The sequence below is a fragment of the Haloferax chudinovii genome (assembly GCF_042663345.1).
GTDB lineage: Archaea > Halobacteriota > Halobacteria > Halobacteriales > Haloferacaceae > Haloferax > Haloferax chudinovii.
Genome location: NZ_JBHTAB010000001.1, coordinates 439155 through 454706, shown reverse-complemented (window position 1 = coordinate 454706; position 15552 = coordinate 439155). Strand labels below are relative to the sequence as shown.

Annotated in this window: 18 protein-coding genes; 9 read left to right on the top strand and 9 right to left on the bottom strand. The window is 68.2% G+C overall.

Annotated features, from left to right (window positions below; genetic code table 11):
* Nucleotides 1-25: 25 nt before the first annotated feature.
* Nucleotides 26-484, top strand: coding sequence for a thioredoxin-dependent thiol peroxidase (gene bcp, locus ACFQI8_RS02305; RefSeq protein ID WP_390242576.1), 459 nt, complete (start codon nucleotides 26-28; stop codon nucleotides 482-484).
* Nucleotides 485-875: 391 nt separating this feature from the next.
* On the opposite strand, the gene ACFQI8_RS02300 is transcribed toward bcp, so the two are convergent.
* Both ACFQI8_RS02300 and ACFQI8_RS02295 read right to left on the bottom strand, forming a co-directional pair.
* Complete coding sequence (locus tag ACFQI8_RS02300) at nucleotides 876-3140, bottom strand: CDC48 family AAA ATPase (RefSeq protein ID WP_390242574.1); 2265 nt, start codon at nucleotides 3138-3140, stop codon at nucleotides 876-878.
* Nucleotides 3141-3392: an Hsp20/alpha crystallin family protein gene (locus ACFQI8_RS02295; RefSeq protein WP_390242573.1), complete on the bottom strand. Its 252-nt coding sequence runs from the start codon at nucleotides 3390-3392 to the stop codon at nucleotides 3141-3143.
* A gap of 251 nt (nucleotides 3393-3643) precedes the next feature.
* Between ACFQI8_RS02295 and ACFQI8_RS02290 the strand changes: the two genes are divergently transcribed.
* Entirely contained in the window at nucleotides 3644-4426 is a 783-nt protein-coding gene (locus tag ACFQI8_RS02290; RefSeq protein WP_390242571.1) for an alpha/beta fold hydrolase, read from the top strand.
* A gap of 62 nt (nucleotides 4427-4488) precedes the next feature.
* On the opposite strand, the gene panB is transcribed toward ACFQI8_RS02290, so the two are convergent.
* Nucleotides 4489-5298, bottom strand: a complete 810-nt coding sequence (gene panB, locus ACFQI8_RS02285) for a 3-methyl-2-oxobutanoate hydroxymethyltransferase (protein ID WP_390242569.1) — start codon at nucleotides 5296-5298, stop codon at nucleotides 4489-4491.
* 164 nt (nucleotides 5299-5462) lie between these two features.
* On the opposite strand from panB, the gene ACFQI8_RS02280 reads away from it, so the two are divergent.
* The 3 genes from ACFQI8_RS02280 to ACFQI8_RS02270 all read left to right on the top strand — a co-directional run bounded on the left by ACFQI8_RS02280 (nucleotide 5463) and on the right by ACFQI8_RS02270 (nucleotide 7294).
* A complete protein-coding gene (locus ACFQI8_RS02280; RefSeq protein WP_390242567.1) occupies nucleotides 5463-5969 on the top strand; it encodes a type IV pilin domain-containing protein in 507 nt (168 codons plus the stop codon).
* 130 nt (nucleotides 5970-6099) lie between these two features.
* Complete coding sequence (locus tag ACFQI8_RS02275; protein WP_390242967.1) at nucleotides 6100-6336, top strand: DUF5822 domain-containing protein; 237 nt, start codon at nucleotides 6100-6102, stop codon at nucleotides 6334-6336.
* 109 nt (nucleotides 6337-6445) lie between these two features.
* Entirely contained in the window at nucleotides 6446-7294 is an 849-nt protein-coding gene (locus tag ACFQI8_RS02270; RefSeq protein ID WP_390242565.1) for an eIF2B alpha/beta/delta subunit family protein, read from the top strand.
* 51 nt (nucleotides 7295-7345) lie between these two features.
* On the opposite strand, the gene ACFQI8_RS02265 is transcribed toward ACFQI8_RS02270, so the two are convergent.
* The 3 genes from ACFQI8_RS02265 to ACFQI8_RS02255 form a co-directional block, all read right to left on the bottom strand.
* Entirely contained in the window at nucleotides 7346-8464 is a 1119-nt protein-coding gene (locus ACFQI8_RS02265; protein ID WP_390242563.1) for a Gfo/Idh/MocA family protein, read from the bottom strand.
* 3 nt (nucleotides 8465-8467) lie between these two features.
* Complete coding sequence (locus ACFQI8_RS02260) at nucleotides 8468-9436, bottom strand: sugar phosphate isomerase/epimerase family protein (RefSeq protein WP_390242562.1); 969 nt, start codon at nucleotides 9434-9436, stop codon at nucleotides 8468-8470.
* 107 nt (nucleotides 9437-9543) lie between these two features.
* Nucleotides 9544-10020: a GNAT family N-acetyltransferase gene (locus tag ACFQI8_RS02255; protein WP_390242560.1), complete on the bottom strand. Its 477-nt coding sequence runs from the start codon at nucleotides 10018-10020 to the stop codon at nucleotides 9544-9546.
* 174 nt (nucleotides 10021-10194) lie between these two features.
* Between ACFQI8_RS02255 and ACFQI8_RS02250 the strand changes: the two genes are divergently transcribed.
* The 3 genes from ACFQI8_RS02250 to ACFQI8_RS02240 all read left to right on the top strand — a co-directional run bounded on the left by ACFQI8_RS02250 (nucleotide 10195) and on the right by ACFQI8_RS02240 (nucleotide 13352).
* Nucleotides 10195-10605 carry an archease gene (locus ACFQI8_RS02250; protein ID WP_390242558.1) on the top strand — a complete coding sequence of 137 codons (411 nt, stop codon included), beginning with the start codon at nucleotides 10195-10197 and terminating at the stop codon, nucleotides 10603-10605.
* A 91-nt stretch (nucleotides 10606-10696) separates the two neighbouring features.
* On the top strand, nucleotides 10697-11809 hold the full coding sequence (locus ACFQI8_RS02245) for a DoxX family protein (RefSeq protein ID WP_390242557.1): 1113 nt from the start codon (nucleotides 10697-10699) through the stop codon (nucleotides 11807-11809).
* A gap of 37 nt (nucleotides 11810-11846) precedes the next feature.
* A complete protein-coding gene (locus tag ACFQI8_RS02240) occupies nucleotides 11847-13352 on the top strand; it encodes an RtcB family protein (RefSeq protein ID WP_390242556.1) in 1506 nt (501 codons plus the stop codon).
* Between the two features lie 22 nt (nucleotides 13353-13374).
* Here the strand turns inward: ACFQI8_RS02240 and ACFQI8_RS02235 are convergent, their stop codons facing one another.
* The 3 genes from ACFQI8_RS02235 to ACFQI8_RS02225 form a co-directional block, all read right to left on the bottom strand.
* The gene (locus ACFQI8_RS02235; protein WP_390242555.1) at nucleotides 13375-13722 is read right to left on the bottom strand and encodes a hypothetical protein; all 348 of its coding nucleotides are present in this window, start codon (nucleotides 13720-13722) and stop codon (nucleotides 13375-13377) included.
* Between the two features lie 106 nt (nucleotides 13723-13828).
* Entirely contained in the window at nucleotides 13829-14269 is a 441-nt protein-coding gene (locus ACFQI8_RS02230; protein WP_390242554.1) for a hypothetical protein, read from the bottom strand.
* 211 nt (nucleotides 14270-14480) lie between these two features.
* On the bottom strand, nucleotides 14481-15035 hold the full coding sequence (locus ACFQI8_RS02225) for an HAD family hydrolase (RefSeq protein WP_390242553.1): 555 nt from the start codon (nucleotides 15033-15035) through the stop codon (nucleotides 14481-14483).
* A gap of 75 nt (nucleotides 15036-15110) precedes the next feature.
* On the opposite strand from ACFQI8_RS02225, the gene ACFQI8_RS02220 reads away from it, so the two are divergent.
* Nucleotides 15111-15524 (top strand): hypothetical protein, encoded by a 414-nt coding sequence (locus ACFQI8_RS02220; protein ID WP_390242552.1) that lies wholly within the window; start codon nucleotides 15111-15113, stop codon nucleotides 15522-15524.
* Nucleotides 15525-15552 lie beyond the last annotated feature (28 nt).

Here is a 15552-nt window from a genome sequence, read left to right as displayed (position 1 = left end):
CTCTCCGCCGCCTGAACTGGTGGCTATGCTCGAACCCGGCGACGACGCCCCCGACTTCGAACTGCCCGACCAGCGCGGCGACCTCGTTTCACTGTCCGACTTCCGCGGCGAACACGTCGTGGTCTACTTCTATCCGCGCGCCGACACGCCGGGCTGTACCACCGAGGCCTGCGGCTTCCGCGACTCGTGGGACGAGTTCGAGGAACGCGACGCGACGGTCCTCGGTATCAGCGACGACCCCGTCTCGGACCTCGATTCGTTCGCCGAGAAGTACGACCTCCCGTTCACACTCCTGTCGGACGAGGACGGGAGCGTCTCCTCGGCGTACGACTCATACGGCGAGAAGAACATGTTCGGCAAGACGTTCGACGGAGTCTTCCGAAACTCCTACCTCGTCGGTCCCGACGGGACCATCGAACGGGTCTACGAGGGCGTCTCGCCCGACGGCCACGCCGACGAAATCCTCGCCGACCTCGACGACTGAGCGGTCGGTCGGCCGCTCCTCGCTCCTCGCGCCGAATCGACAACTACCGACCGAGTACATTCTTTACAAACGACGGGAGACACACCGCATTTCCGGTGAAATAAACGTAGAACCCGTTGATTATTTCGTATCCTGAGGACTGCGTACCACTACGTAGCAGATGGGAGTGATATGAACGTGACGGTCGCGGTGCCGTGTCGCGCTGGTGGCGGTCGAACAGTCGCCGCGAACTGACCGGCGAACCGGCCGGGGACCCCGGCCGACAGCGCCACCGCTCGGTGGGTCGAGTTCGAAAAATCGTCTGCATCGCGGGGGTCGAAGGGGTCGCACGGGAGGTCGCGCGACGGTTGGGTGATGGTCGGGTGACGGCCGGGCGACGGCCGCGGGAGGCTTACTGGAAGGTGCGACCGACTTCCGTCTCGCGGTCGCGTTCGACCTCGCTCTTCTGGAAGCGCTCTTCGATTTCGTCGTAGCGGCGGCGCACGTCGTCGGTGACGCTCGCGCCGACCTCGTCGAGGGCGTCCTCGAAGTGCTCCATCGTCACGCGGACGTTCCCGACGCTCTCGCCGATCTCTTCTTTCTCGACGCTTCGGATGAACTCGCGGGAGGCGTTCATCGACGCCTCGCGGGCGAGCGCTTCGAGGTCGGCACCGACGTAGCCGTCGGTCTTCGACGCGACTCTGTCGAGGTCCACGTCGTCCGCGAGCGGCTTGTTGCGGGTGTGCACCTCGAGGATGGCGCGGCGGGCCCCCTCGTCGGGGACGGGCACGTGGACGTGGCGGTCGAGGCGGCCGGGGCGCAGGAGCGCCGAGTCGATGAGGTCCGGCCGGTTGGTCGTCGCGATGACGACCACGTCTTCGAGCGCTTCGAGGCCGTCGAGTTCGGTGAGCAGTTGGGAGACGACGCGCTCGGTGACGCCCGAACTCGACGAGTCGCGGCCGCGCTCGGTCGCGATGGAGTCGATTTCGTCGAAGAACACCACCGTCGGGGCGTTCTCGCGGGCCTTCTTGAACACCTCGCGGACGCCCTTTTCGGACTCGCCGACGAACTTGTTCAGGAGTTCGGGGCCCTTGATGGAGATGAAGTTCGACTCCGCCTCGTTGGCGACGGCCTTCGCCAGCAGGGTCTTTCCGGTGCCCGGCGGGCCGTACATCAGGACGCCCTTGGCGGCGTCCATGTCCATCTGCTGGAACACCTCGGGGTATTCGAGGGGCCACTGGATGGTTTCGCGGAGGCGCTCTTTCGTGGGCTCGAGTCCGCCGACGTCCTCCCACGTCACGTCGGGGACCTCGACGAACACCTCGCGGAGCGCCGAGGGTTCGATGCTCTTGAGCGCCTGCTTGAAGTCGTCTTCCGTGACTTTGAGGCCTTCGAGCACCTCGGCGTCTATCTCCTCGGCGTCGAGGTCGAGTTGCGGCCGGATGCGCCGCAGGGCGTGCATCGCCGACTCCTTGGCCAGCGATTCGAGGTCGGCTCCGACGAAGCCGTGGGTGCTGTCGGCGTATTCGTCGAGGTCCACATCGTCGGTCAGCGGCATGTTCCGCGTGTGGACCTGCATGATCTCTTTGCGGCCGTCGCGGTCCGGCACGCCGATTTCGATTTCGCGGTCGAAGCGGCCGCCGCGGCGGAGCGCGTTGTCGATGGCGTCCACGCGGTTCGTCGCGCCGATGACGACGACCTCGCCGCGCTCGTCGAGGCCGTCCATGAGCGACAGCAGTTGGGCGACGACGCGGCGTTCCACGTCACCGCCGGCCTCGCTCCGCTTGGGCGCGATGGAGTCGAGCTCGTCGATGAAGACGATGGCCGGCGAGTTCTCCGTGGCCTCCTCGAAGATTTCGCGGAGCTGTTCTTCGGACTCCCCGTAGTACTTCGACATAATCTCCGGGCCGGAGATGGTGTGGAACGAGGCGTCGATTTCGTTGGCGACGGCCTTCGCGATGAGGGTCTTCCCCGTGCCCGGCGGGCCGTGCAGGAGGACGCCTTTCGGCGGCTCGATGCCGAGGCGCTTGAACAGTTCGGGGTGGCGCATCGGGAGTTCGATCATCTCCCGGACCTGCTCGAGCTCCTTGTCGAGACCGCCGATGTCTTCGTAGGTGACGGAGGGACCGCTGTCGTCCCCCGGCGCGGCGTCCGAAATCTGCTCGGCGGGCTTCTGGCTCACCTGGAACTCGGTGTTGTCAGTGACGACGACGGTCCCGTCGGGGTCCGTCGACGCGATTTTGATGGGGACCGACTGGTTCGACGCGCTCATGAAGCCGAAACCGAGCGGGAGCTGGACGCTCTGGCCCTGCGCGACCGGCTGGCCCGAGAGCTTGTCCCGGATGTAGGTCCCGATGTTGCCGCCGATGCGGAGGCTCTGCGGGAGCGCGATGGTGACGCGCTTTGCGGGCTTCACGTCGGCTTTCTCCACGTCGACGCGCTCGTCGATGCCGACGCCGGCCTGCTGGCGGAGGCGACCGTCGATACGGATGATGCCCGTGCCCTGGTCTTCGGGGTAGCCGGGCCAGACGCGGGCGATGGCGGTCCCGTCGTTCGGACCGTCGATGCGGATGAAATCCCCGCCTTCGAGGTCGAGTTCCGCGGCCGCGGCTCGGTCGATAGCGGCGAGCCCGCGGCCGGCGTCCTTCTGCTTGAGGGGTTTGACGATGAGGTTCATTTACTTGGTGAGGATGATGGTGAGCACGCCGTTTCGAACCGACACGTCGGCGTCGCCGCCGGCGGGAAGTTCGAACTCCGTCTCAGTCACGCGGTCGCCGGTGTCGGCCACGACGATGGCCGTCGACCCGACGATGTCCACGTCGATCTCCTCTTCCGAGAGACCCACGTCGGCCGCGATGACCCAGCTGTCTTCGTATTCGTACCGGCGAATGAATCGCTCGTTCCCGCCGGCGAACTGTTGCATGCTCATGGTAAGTCTAACCCAAGGTTAGCGTTTTGGGTATATAAGTCTTTTCCCAGTGAATCGGGTGACGACACCGATATCTCGTGTTTCGGTTGAATTGCGGTTCACAGTCGCCACGCCTCACCGTACAGTTCGCGGCGGAGTAACGTCAAACTAGTGGCCTCGGCAGTGGGCCGCACGGTCGGCCGTTTCGCCCCGCCGCCGAAACTCGGTGCCGGCGTGGGGCTTTATTGGCTCGCGGCGACCAGTTTCGAGGTATGGAAAGGGCTTCGGCGGACCACCACGGACGGGAGACAGCCTATCGATACCGCGACGCGGGGGGAGAGGGACCGACGGTTCTCTGTGTGCACGGGAGCGGCGGCGCACACGGTGTCTGGCGGGGTCAGTTCCGCCTCGCGAGCGACTACCCGATGGTCGCGCTCGACCTGAGCGGCCACGGCGACAGCGACGACGTGGACGCCGACGCCGGTTACGAGACGCTGTCGGCCTACGTCGACGACGTGGTCGCCGTGGCCGAGGCGACGGACGCGAGCGTCCTCGTCGGCAACTCGCTCGGCGGCGCGGTCGCTCTGACGCTCGCGCTCGAACGCGACCTCGAGCTCGACGCGCTGGTCCTCGCGGGCACGGGCGCGAAACTCGCCGTGCTCTCGGACCTGCTGAGCTGGCTCGACGACGACTTCGACCGCGCCGTCTCCTTTCTCCACGGCGAGGACAAACTGTTCCACGCCGACGACGAGCGACTCGTCGAGGGCTCGAAAGAAGCGATGTACGACGCCGGACAGGCCGTCACCCGCCGCGACTTCCTGTCGTGTCACACCTTCGACGTGCGCGACGAGGTGGGCGAGATTTCGGTTCCGACGCTCGCGCTCGTCGGCGAGTACGACCGCCTGACGCCGCCGTCGTACCACGAGTACCTCGCGGAGACGATGCCCGACTGCGAACTCGGGACGGTCGGAGACGCCGCGCATCTGGCGATGCTCGAACGCCCGGCGGCGTTCAACGAGGCCGTGAAATCGTTCCTCGACCGCCGCGTCGCGTAGGTCGTGTGACGAGCAACCGCAACCGGGCGCGAGGGACAAAAGTGAGCGAGAGCGGGCGACGCTCAGTACAGTTCGTCGAGGTCGCCTTCGACGTGGCTGTGTTCGTCGGCCGGGAACTCGCCGGTCTCGACGGCGTCCCGGTACGCGCCGACCGCCCGCTCCATCTCCGATTTCACGTCGCCGAACTGGGCCGCAAAGGGCGGGGTGCGGTCGCTCATGCCGACGACGTCGTCGACGACGAGCACCTGCCCGTCGCAGTCGGGGCCCGCACCGATACCGATTGTCGGGATGTCGATGGCCGCCGTGACCTGTTCTGCGAGGTTCGCCGGGACGTGTTCGAGAACGAGCGAGAACGCCCCCGCATCGGCGTGGGCCGTCGCGAGGTCGAGAATCTCCCGCGCGTCGTCGCGGTCGGTTCCCTGCCTGCCGTAGCCGACCTCCTTGACGCGCTGGGGCGTCAGCCCGAGGTGGGCCATCACCGGGATGCCGAGCCGGACGAGGTGTTCGGTCAACTCGACGGTGTGGGGGCCGCACTCCAGTTTAACCGCGTCGGCGTCGGCCTCCTTGAGCATCCGGCCGCAGTGTTCGACGCTCGACGCCTCGTCCACGCCGACCGAGAGAAACGGCATGTCGGCGACGACGAGGGCGTCGTCGGTCGCGCGCGCCACCGCGGCGGTCCGGCTCGCCACGTCCTCGACGGTCACCGGGAGCGTCGAGTCGTAGCCGAGCGCCGTGTTGCCCATGCTGTCGCCGACGAGGATGACGTCGATGCCCGCCTCGTCGACGACGCTCGCGGTCGGCGCGTCGTACGCCGTGAGCATCGTGATGGGCTCGCTACCAGCCTTCGTCCGAATGGACCGTACCGTGACCATGCGAGGTCGTTCGCGGGTCCGCGTTATCAGGTTACCCTTGCGTCGCGAACGCGGGTCGGCGGGCCCGCGTCGGCCCGCGTCAACCCGCGACGTCCGCGCGGGTCGCCCCGGCGTTCGTCCGCAGTAACACTTTACTCAGCTGAACGCGCCCGTGCGAACGACGCATGCCCGCTTTATCGCCCTCCGAACGCCGGTCCACCCGGGGACTCTCGCCGGTCGTCGGCGTCTCGCTTCTCGTCGTTATCGTCGTCCTCCTCGCCGCCACGGTCGGCGTGATGGTGATGGGGTTCGAAGACGTGCTCACCGAGCCGCAACCGCAGGTGTCGTTCGACGTCGCCTACCACCCCGACGGCCCGGGCAACGGCGCGAACGGCGCGTACATCAACATCACCCACGAGTTCGGCAGTATCGAAGACGGCGGTCAGGTGTTCGTCGTCGACGACGCCAACAACCGCATCGCGTGGGAGGACGTGTGGACCGGCGGCGAGACAGTCGGCCCCGCGGGCGAGTACGCCCACATCGACGGGTCCGGCTCCGACAGCGCGCTCCGCCCCATCTGCGAGGCGGGCCAGCGCTACCGCGTCGTCATCGAACGCGAAGACGGGTCGTCGAGCGTCCTCGTCGACTACGAGATTCCGACCGAACCGACCTCGACGAGCGCCGCCTGCTGAGCGCGGGCTCGCGGGCCGGCGAGCGCGCGCCGCGACCGGGAACCGGCACGCATTAGCCGTCGCCGTGAAACTGCTACCCGTGCAACCAGTCGAGCGCTCGAATCCGGACGGCGTCGATTACGGGTGGGTCATGCAGATGACGTTCGTCACGACGATTCTCGTCGGCTCGCCCATCGTCGCGGTCCTCTCGATTAACGCCGGACTCCAGACGTGGGGCGCGCGCGCCGAGTTCGCGGTCCGCGTCGGCGCGGTCATCTGGTTCGTGACCGCCGTCGCCCTGTTCGTCTACGCCAAGCGGACCAACGCGGGCGACGGCGGGACGCCCCCCGAGGTCGAGTTGGACACCGACATCGACGCGGAGGACTGAGGCCGACTATGGGCCGACCGCGGACCGACCGCGGGACCGCGCCCGCGACGACGACCGCACCGGCGCTCGCTCCCGGAAACTCTTTCACACGATACGGCGACGTTCTCGTATGATAGACGAGACCATCGGGGAGATTCGCGAGATGCAGACGCACAGCTCCTCGGTCGTCGCCGTCAAGGCCACGCGGGCGCTCGCGGAGCTGACCGAGCGCGACTACGCGACCGTCGAGGAGTTCGAACGCGACCTCGAACGTAACGTCGGCGCGCTCAAGCGGGCGAACCCCTCGCACGCGTCGTTGTACAACGCCCTGCAGGACGTGCTTCGCAACGTCCAAGGCGAGGCCGACGACCTCGACGAGGCGCGGGAGCTCACCGTGGCGACCATCGACCGCGTGGTCGAGACCGTCGAGACGGGCAAGCGCCACGCGGCCCAACAGGCGGCCGCGACCATCGAGGACGGCCAGACGTTCCTCACGCACGACTACTCCTCGACGGTCATGGAGGCCGTCGAACTCGCCGTCGCCGACGGCGCGGAACTCACCGCCTACGTGACGGAGGCCCGCCCGCGGTTCCTCGGCCGGAAGTTCGCGCGCGAACTCGCCGCCATCGACGACGTCGAGCCGCACCTGATGGTCGACAGCGCGTCGGGGATGTTCCTCCCGAAGTGCGACCGCGTCATCATCGGCATGGACTGCATCGTCGAGGAGACGCTCTACAACCGCATCGGGACGTTCCCGCTCGTCGCCGCCGCCAACGAGGTCGGCGTGCCGGTCACGGTCGTCGGCTCGGGCGCGAAGGTCGTCGACGGCGGCTTCCGTTTCGAAAACGAGATTCGCTCGCCCAGCGAGGTCATGCTCGAACCCGTCGAGGGCATCGAACTGGAGAACCCCGCCTACGACGCCACGCCGGTCGACCTCATCGACGAGGTCATCACCGACGAGGGCGTCATCGAGTTCTGAGCGGGCGGCGAGTCGCCCGCAGTCGAGTCACTCTCTGTCGTTTCAACGCCGTCAGCCGAGGCTGACCCACTCGCCGGCCTCGTCGGAGCGCTCGATGGCGTCGAGAATCGCTTGCACCTCGTAGCCGTCCTCGAAGGAGGGCGAAAAGTCGCCGCCCTCGGCGACCGCCGACAGGAACTCGTAGTTCTCGTGGACGAAGGTGTGTTCCCAGCCGAGGACGTGGCCCGGCGGCCACCAGTGGTCGAGGTAGGGGTCGGTCTCGTCGGTGACGAGCACCGTCTCGTAGCCGCGGGCGTCGCCGGTTTTGACCTCCAGTTCGTTGAGGCGTTCGAGCGAGAACTGCAGGCTCCCCTCGGAGCCGTGAATCTCGATTGTGTGGTCGTTCTTGTGGCCGTCGGCGAACCGCGAGGCCTCGAAGCTCCCGACCGCGCCGTTTTCGAACTCGGCCTGCGCGGTGTAGGCGTCGTCGACGGTCACGGGCTTGTACTCGTCCGTGCCGGGCACGGGTCGCTCGTCGACGAACGTCTGGAGGTAGCCCGAGATGCGTTCGATGTCGCCGGCGCGGTCGCCGACGAGGAACCGAACGAGGTCGACGGTGTGCGCGCCGAGGTCGCCGAGCGCGCCGGACCCCGCGGCGTCTTCGTCCATGCGCCACGTCCACGGCGCGTCGGCGTCGACGAGCCAGTCCTGTAAGTAGCGCCCGCGGACGTGTCGAATCTCGCCGAGTTCGCCGTCCTCGATGAGCCCCTTCGCGTACCGGATGGCGGGCACGAAACGGTAGTTGAACGCACAGCCGGCGACGCCGTCTGCCGCGCGGGCGGCGTCGCGCATCGCCTCGGCCTCGTCGAGCGTCGGCGCGAGCGGCTTCTCGCAGAAGACGCTGGCACCGGCTTCGAGCGCGGCGATAGAGGGCTCGGCGTGGAGGTGGTTCGGCCCGAGGTTGTAGAACACGTCCACGTCGTCGACCACGTCGCGCCAGTCGGTCGCCGTCGATTCGAAGCCGAAGCGGTCTGCGGCGTCGGAAAGCGCCTCCTCGTTGCGGCCGACGATGACGGAGCGCTCCACGTCGGGCGCGTCGGGAAAGAACATCGGCAGGCGGGCGAGCGCGTTGGAGTGCGCCTTCCCCATAAATCGGTAGCCGAGGACGCCGACGGTGAGTGGTTCAGTCATGGATTACTCCGCCCAGTAGGCGTCGCCGGGTTGCGTCTCGAAGACGGCGCGCGAGAGCACGTCGACGGCCTTTTCGAGTCCCTCCGTGGACGACGTGAGCGCGTCCTCGTGTTCGATGGAGAGCGCGCCCTCGTAGCCGACCATCCGGAGCGTCGAGACCACGTCCTTCCAGTGGCCCTCGTCGTGGCCGTAGCCGATAGAGCGGAACAGCCACGAGCGGTTGGCGGTGTCCGCGTACGAGGTCGTGTCGAGGACGCCCTTGATGCGCGACTCGGACTCGTAGACCTTCGTGTCCTTCGCGTGGAAGTGGTGGATAGCGTCCTCCGCGCCGAGGAACCGAATCGCGTCGGTGATGGAGATGTCCTGCCAGTAGAGATGCGAGGGGTCGAAGTTCGCGCCGATGCGCTCGTTCGTCGCCTCGCGGAGCTTCAGCATCCCGGTCGGCTCGTAGACGAGCATGTTCGGGTGCATCTCGATGGCGACGTCGACGCCGTGGTCGTCGGCGAACGCGGCGAGGTCGGACCAGTAGTCGACGGCGACCTCCCACTGGTAGTCGTGGGCGTCGGCGTGCTCGGTCGGCCACGGCGCGGTAATCCAGTTCGGCACCTCGTCGTTCGGACCGCCGGCGGGGAGCCCCGAGAAACAGGTGACGGTGTTCACGTCGAGGGCGTCCGCGAGTTCGATTGCCTCGCGGAGTTCGGTGTCGGCCTCGGCGGCCGTCTCCTCGTCCGGGTGCAACGGGTTGTTGTGCGTGGCGAGCGCGCTGATTTGCAGGTCTCGGCTCTCGACCGAATCGAGGAGGTCGGCCTGCGCGTTCTCGTCCGCGACGAGGGCGCTCCGGTCGACGTGGTCCTCGCCGGGCCAGCCGCCGACGGCGAGTTCGACGCCGTCGACGCCGATACCCGACAGGTAGTCGAGCGCGTCGTCGAGGGGTTCGTCTCCGAGCGGGACGGTGAGCACTCCGATGTACATATCAGCCATATATACTAGGAAGTGAATAAAAATTAAGGATACGCGCAAGGGAAGCGAGGAGGGCGCGGCCGCTCTCGAATCGGCGTCGAACGGTCGCAGTCGGTCGACTACCGGCGGAGGAACTCCGAAAGCTTCTCTCTGAGGCCGGCTTCCTCGCCCAGTCGGAGGTAGAACGCGGCCCCGCCGTCCTCGTAGTAGTTGTCGATGCGGCGGCGGACCTCGAAGCCCATCTCCTCGTAGAAGTCGAGCGCGTTCGTGTTCGTCGTCCGGGCGTGGCAGGTCACGACCGGGTGTTCCTTCGCCACCTCGGCGACGAGGCGCTTGCCGTAGCCCTCGCCGCGGGCGTCGGGCGAGACCGCGAGAAAGAGGATGTAGCCGTCGCGCCGCGTGGACGCGAACGCGACGAGCGCGTCGTTCTCGTAGAGGAGATACGTGTTCGACCGGCGGTAGGCGTCCATGAAAAAGCCCCGTCGCTGTTTCAGGAGGCCTTCTTCGACCCGAATCCGCTCTTTCAGGTCCCACGCCTCCTCGGCGTACTCGCGCTGGCCGGGGGCGTCTACCCGCATCTCCACGTTGACGCTCACATCCCGTCGTAACCGGAGCGAGAATATAACTCCACCGTCCGTACGGACACCCGGACGCGGTCGCCGCCGGCCGACTCGATAGCCTGACGACACGAAGCGCGCGGGTCAGCGGCCCCCGGACGCACGCTCGCCGTCGACCGAAAGGACGAGGGTCGGCGGCGTCCGTCCTTCCGTATGGGATTTACGCTCCGCGACCACACCGCCGACGTGGCCGTCGAGGCCGACGGCGAGAGCCTCGGTGGCGTCTTCGCCGCCGTCGCCGACGGGCTCACCGCCTCGATGTGCGACGCCCCCGCCGAGACGGGCGACCGCTTTTCCTTCACCGTCCGCGCGGAGGGCCGCGAGGCGCTGTTGTTCGACTACCTCGACCAACTCATCTACGAGCGCGACGTGCGCGGCGTCCTCCCCGCGGCCCACGAGGCGACCGTCCGCCGAGAGGGCGACGAGTGGGTCGTCGAGGCGTCCGCGCGGGGCGTCCCCTTCGCCGACGTGGACGCCCGCGACGTGAAGGCCGTCACCTACTCCGAGATGCGGCTGGAAGCGACCGACTGCGGCTGGGAGGCGTACGTCGTCTTCGACGTGTGACGTTCCGATTCAATCGTTGTATACCTTCTCTCGCCGGATTTCTGTCGTATTCATCCCGCGCCGTTATATCCAGTCGGTCGTAATTCGGGACATGACACAGCACGTCCGCGGGGCGACCCGACTCGCCGGCCTCGTCGCGCTCCTCGCGGCGGGGGCGGGGAACGCGAGCGCGCACGTCAAGTACGTGACGACAGGGAGCGACCCCGTCGAGGTGGCGGCGTTTCTGTTGGCGGCGCTGACGGACCCGTTCAATCTCGCCGTCCTCGGCGCGGGCGGCCTCGGCGTCGCGCTCGGCGGCGCGGCCTACCTTCGGTTCCGGCCGCTCCCGAACGACGTTCGGGCGTTCCGCCGAACGATGGCGTCCTACGAGTCGCTTCTCCCGTGGCTCCTCCGCCTCGCGGTTGGGCTCCCGCTCGTCGGGGCGGGCTTTTCGGGCTACTTCTTCTCGCCCGTCGTCCAGTCCTCGTCGCCCGTCTTCGTCCGACTGTTCGGTATCACGGTCGGGTTCCTCCTGCTGTTCGGGTTCGGGACGCGCCTCGTCGCCGCGGTCGGCCTCGGGGCCTACCTCGTCGGGCTGGCGGTCGAACCGGCGCTCGTGCTCGCGTTCGAGTACGTTCCCGGCTTCCTCGCTATCGCGCTCGTCGGCGGGGGTCGCCCCAGCGCCGACCACGTCGTCGCCTCGATGGCGGCCGACGACCGGACGTTCTACTCCCGCGTCGACCCGTTCTACCGACGGGTCGCCCTCCCGTTCGTCGAGCGGACTCGCCACCTCGAATCCTACGTGCCCGTGGTTCTCCGGGTCGGCCTCGGCCTCACGTTCGTCTACCTCGGCGTCGCCCAGAAGCTCATGGAACCCGGCGGTGCGCTCGCGGTCGTCGCCAAGTACGACCTCACCGCGGTCGTCCCGGTCGCGCCCGAACTGTGGGTCGTCGGCGCGGGGCTGACCGAGGCGCTCGTCGGCGTTCTGCTCGTCGCCGGCGCGTTCACCCGAGCGGCCACCACCGTCGCCTTCCTGCTGTTCACGACGACGCTGTTCGGCCTGCCGGACGACCCCGTGCTGGCGCACATCTCGCTTTTCGGTCTCGTGTCGGCGCTACTCGTGACCGGCGGCGGGCCGCTCTCTGTCGACCGCGCGCTGTCCGACCGCGACGCGGACGACGCCGAGAGCGATGGTGACGCGTCCGGGCGGTCCGCGGGCGCGTGACGGAATCCTATTGAGTCGGCGCGTCGATTGTCCGGGTATGGATACGCGCGAGTTCGGCGACATCGAACTGCGACGGGTTCGCGAGCACGTCTGGGAGATTCCGCAAGAGGGCGAAATGAACGCCCCCGCGCGGGTGCTGGCCTCCGAGGCGTTGCTCGACCACATCGGCGACGACAAGACGCTCGAACAGCTCCGGAACGCGACGCACCTGCCGGGCATCGCCAACCACGCCATCTGCATGCCCGACGGCCACCAAGGCTACGGCTTCCCGGTCGGCGGCGTCGGCGCGACCGACGCCACGGACGGCTGTATCTCGCCCGGCGCGGTCGGCTACGACATCAACTGCGGCGTCCGCATGATGACGACGAACCTCACCTACGAGGACCTCCAAGGACACGAGGAGGAACTCGTCGACGCCCTGTTCGAGGCCGTTCCCTCGGGGCTCGGTGGCGGTGGCGTCGTCAAAGGCGACGCCGAGACCATCGAGGACATCCTCGCCCGCGGGATGCGCTGGGCGGTCGACGCCGGCTACGCCACGGAGGACGACCTCGCCCACTGCGAGGACGAGGGCTTCCGCGACGACGCCCGTCCCGAGTTCGTCTCCCAGAAGGCGAAGGACCGCGGCCGCAACCAAATCGGCAGTCTCGGCTCCGGGAACCACTTCCTCGAAGTCCAGCGCGTCACCGACATCTACCGCGACGACGTGGCCGCGTCGTTCGGCCTCGAAGCCGACCAAATCGTCGTGCTCATCCACTGCGGCTCCCGCGGACTCGGCCACCAGACCTGCACCGACTACCTCCGGCGCATCGAGAAGGAACACAAGGACCTGCTCGACGAACTACCGGACAAGGAGCTCGCGGCCGCGCCCGCCGGCTCCGAGCTCGCCGAGGAGTACTACGGCGCGATGTGCGCCGCCATCAACTTCGCGTGGGTGAACCGACAGCTCATCATGCACCGCACGCGCGAGGTGTTCGCCGACGTGTTCGACCGCGACTGGCGCGACATGGAGATGCGCCTTCTGTACGACGTGGCCCACAACATCGCCAAGAAGGAGGTCCACGAGGTCGGGGTCGACCCGGAGGGGCGACCCGTCCGAGACGGCGACGCCGTCGAGCGGGAGGAGCGCGAACTCTACGTCCACCGGAAGGGCGCGACGCGGGCGTTCCCCGCGGGCCGGCCCGAACTCCCGCCCGCCTACGCCGACGTGGGCCAGCCGGTCATCATCCCCGGGAGCATGGGCGCGGGAAGCTACGTCCTCCGCGGGGGCGACCAGTCGCTCGACCTCACCTTCGGCTCGACGGCCCACGGCGCGGGCCGGCTCATGAGCCGGACGAAGGCGAAACAGGAGTACTGGGGCGAGACGGTGCAGGACGAACTCCGCGAGCAGGACAAGATATACGTGAAGGCCCAGTCGGGCGCGACAGTCGCCGAAGAAGCGCCGGGCGTCTACAAGGACGTCGACGAGGTCGTCCGCGTCTCCGACGAGTTGGGCATCGGCGACAAGGTCGCACGGACGTTCCCCGTCTGCAACATCAAGGGCTGAGCTCCCGACCCGTGTTCGCGGGTCAGGCGACGGTCGTCCCGACCGCGCGGCGCTTGTAGAAGTAGTACGCGAGCGCCGCGAGACCGACGAACACCGCGGTCACGCCGTCGCCGACCGCGCCCCCCGAGAGGAGTGCCGAGACGACGCTCCCGAGGCCGATAGCGAGGACGAGCAGGCCGCCGCCGAGAATCCACGCCCGCGAGTCGCGGCCGATGTCGTCGTAGTACCCGCGCTCGATGAGCGCTATCTCTTTTCTGTGTTCGAGGTAGACCACCGCGCCGGCGAACGCGAAGATGACGACGGCGAGGGCGACGAACGGGACGAAGAACAGCGCGTCGCCGAGACCGAACGAGGACTGAATGGGAACCATGGCGGATAGTCGACGCGTGAGCTATTGAATACGGAGTGACGCGCGTTCGCACGACGCGAAGACATCGCGTCTCGGTGCGCACGGGTGCGCGAGTCGCGCCGAAGACTCAGAACCCGCCGGGACCGCGCGGCCCCGCGTTCGGTCCGCCGGGTCCGGCCGGCCCCGAGGGACCCCGCCCGCCGATGACGACGTAGTCGCTCTCGGGAATCGCCTCGACTTCGCGGCCGTCTTCGTACCTGACGAACGAGAGGTAAAACTCGCGGCCGCACGGCGACGCCAGCCCGGGGCGCTCTACGTCGTCGGCGTCGACCACGTCGCCGGTCCACGACAGGGACGCACCACCCTCTCCCTCGCCCTCAACTTCGCTCTCTCCCTCGCCGCAGACGAACCGGACGCCCTCGGCGTCTTCGAAGTCGTCGGTCGGGTCGGCGTACGTCCATCCTTCGAGGGGGTACGGCGTCACCGACTTGTCGGCCAGATAGCCGTCGCGTTCGAGTTCGACGACCGCGCCGCAGTGCGGACAGTAGTACGAAACCGGAAATCCCATGGATGAGCGTAGGACTCAGCGGGCTTAACGCCCGCGCCGGGAGGCCGAGGTTTATCACGCATTCCGCGGCCAGCGTCCCCGTGCGTTGCGCATCGCCGCCGGGCGAGACGCGGGAGCGCGGCACGACGCCCGGCGGAGCGGTCGTGCCGCCTGTCAGCTCCTGTCGTCGCTTCTGCTCTGTTCCAGCTGTTCCAGTTCCTCGAGTCTCCGTTCAGACGCCGGAGGGACCACCGTCGACGTATCTGAAGGCGACGCCGGCGCGGTCGGCCGTCACCTCGTCGCGGGCCGAGTCGCCGACGAACACGGCCGAGTCGGGGCCGACCGCCATGCGTTCGAGCGTCGCGAGCAACGGCTCCGGGTCGGGCTTCTGCGTCGCCACGGTGTCGCGGCCGACGACGGCGTCGACGTGGTCCGAAAGGTCGTGCACGTCGAGCGCGACCCGGCAGGCGTCCTCGGCGTTGAGCGAGCAGACGCCGGAGGGGACGCCGTCCTCGGCGAGGTGGTCCGCGAGCGGGAGGCGGTCGGAAACCCACGCACCCTCCCGCTCGTGCGCCGCGATTTCCCGCTCCAGTTCGTCGCGGACGCCGGCGTCGTCGGCCGCGTCGAGCATCTTCCAGAGGTCGAGCGAGTCGGCGTCGACGCCGGCGTCCCGCAGGACGGCCGCGGCATCGCGGGCGGTGTCGTTCCAGTCGACGCGGAGATCGACGAGCGTCCCGTCGAGGTCGTAGACGACCGCGTCGAACGCCGAGAGGTCGGGGAGCGTCATTGCCCGCAGTAGGGAACCGCGGGGAAAAGACGCTTCGGGCGAAGGCCTATACGGAAACCCGGCGTCGACTCCGGCATGGCGACCCCGCTCCGCGAACGCCTCGCACCGGTCCTCCCGTCGCTCGTCGTCGCCGCCGGCGTCTTCCTCCCGTGGATTCAGGTCGACCCGGCCTACGAGGGGCCGGTCATCTCAGTCTACTACGGCGGCATGGGAAACGGACTGGAACTCGTCCATGGCATCGTCCTCCTCCCGACTGTCGTCCTGCTCTCGGTGGCCGCGCTCGCCGGGCGGCGCTCCCGCCGCGCGGAACTCGTCGTCGGCGTCGTCGGTACCGTCGCAGTCCTGCGGTTCATCCAGCTGTGGGACGAGACCTTCGTCTCGGCGGCCGGCGCGTGGGTGACGCTCGTCGGCTGTCTCCTCCTCGCGGGCGTCGCCGCCGCCGACGTGGTCCGCGAGCGAGGACTGCCGACGTTCGCCCGGAGCCCGTGAGCGACTCGACTGGCGGAAACAGAGGCCG

Excerpts from the sequence above, each read along its gene's own strand:
- ACFQI8_RS02275 (WP_390242967.1), top strand. The coding sequence starts at position 6,100 with ATGCAGATGACGTTCGTCACGACGATTCTCGTCGGCTCGCCCATCGTC.
- ACFQI8_RS02270 (WP_390242565.1), top strand. The coding sequence starts at position 6,446 with ATGATAGACGAGACCATCGGGGAGATTCGCGAGATGCAGACGCACAGC.
- panB (WP_390242569.1), bottom strand. The coding sequence starts at position 5,298 with ATGGTCACGGTACGGTCCATTCGGACGAAGGCTGGTAGCGAGCCCATC.
- ACFQI8_RS02290 (WP_390242571.1), top strand. The coding sequence starts at position 3,644 with ATGGAAAGGGCTTCGGCGGACCACCACGGACGGGAGACAGCCTATCGA.
- ACFQI8_RS02295 (WP_390242573.1), bottom strand. The coding sequence starts at position 3,392 with ATGAGCATGCAACAGTTCGCCGGCGGGAACGAGCGATTCATTCGCCGG.
- ACFQI8_RS02240 (WP_390242556.1), top strand. The coding sequence starts at position 11,847 with ATGGATACGCGCGAGTTCGGCGACATCGAACTGCGACGGGTTCGCGAG.
- ACFQI8_RS02280 (WP_390242567.1), top strand. The coding sequence starts at position 5,463 with ATGCCCGCTTTATCGCCCTCCGAACGCCGGTCCACCCGGGGACTCTCG.
- ACFQI8_RS02300 (WP_390242574.1), bottom strand. The coding sequence starts at position 3,140 with ATGAACCTCATCGTCAAACCCCTCAAGCAGAAGGACGCCGGCCGCGGG.
- ACFQI8_RS02265 (WP_390242563.1), bottom strand. The coding sequence starts at position 8,464 with ATGACTGAACCACTCACCGTCGGCGTCCTCGGCTACCGATTTATGGGG.
- ACFQI8_RS02245 (WP_390242557.1), top strand. The coding sequence starts at position 10,697 with ATGACACAGCACGTCCGCGGGGCGACCCGACTCGCCGGCCTCGTCGCG.
- ACFQI8_RS02250 (WP_390242558.1), top strand. The coding sequence starts at position 10,195 with ATGGGATTTACGCTCCGCGACCACACCGCCGACGTGGCCGTCGAGGCC.
- ACFQI8_RS02220 (WP_390242552.1), top strand. The coding sequence starts at position 15,111 with ATGGCGACCCCGCTCCGCGAACGCCTCGCACCGGTCCTCCCGTCGCTC.
- bcp (WP_390242576.1), top strand. The coding sequence starts at position 26 with ATGCTCGAACCCGGCGACGACGCCCCCGACTTCGAACTGCCCGACCAG.
- ACFQI8_RS02235 (WP_390242555.1), bottom strand. The coding sequence starts at position 13,722 with ATGGTTCCCATTCAGTCCTCGTTCGGTCTCGGCGACGCGCTGTTCTTC.
- ACFQI8_RS02225 (WP_390242553.1), bottom strand. The coding sequence starts at position 15,035 with ATGACGCTCCCCGACCTCTCGGCGTTCGACGCGGTCGTCTACGACCTC.
- ACFQI8_RS02260 (WP_390242562.1), bottom strand. The coding sequence starts at position 9,436 with ATGTACATCGGAGTGCTCACCGTCCCGCTCGGAGACGAACCCCTCGAC.
- ACFQI8_RS02230 (WP_390242554.1), bottom strand. The coding sequence starts at position 14,269 with ATGGGATTTCCGGTTTCGTACTACTGTCCGCACTGCGGCGCGGTCGTC.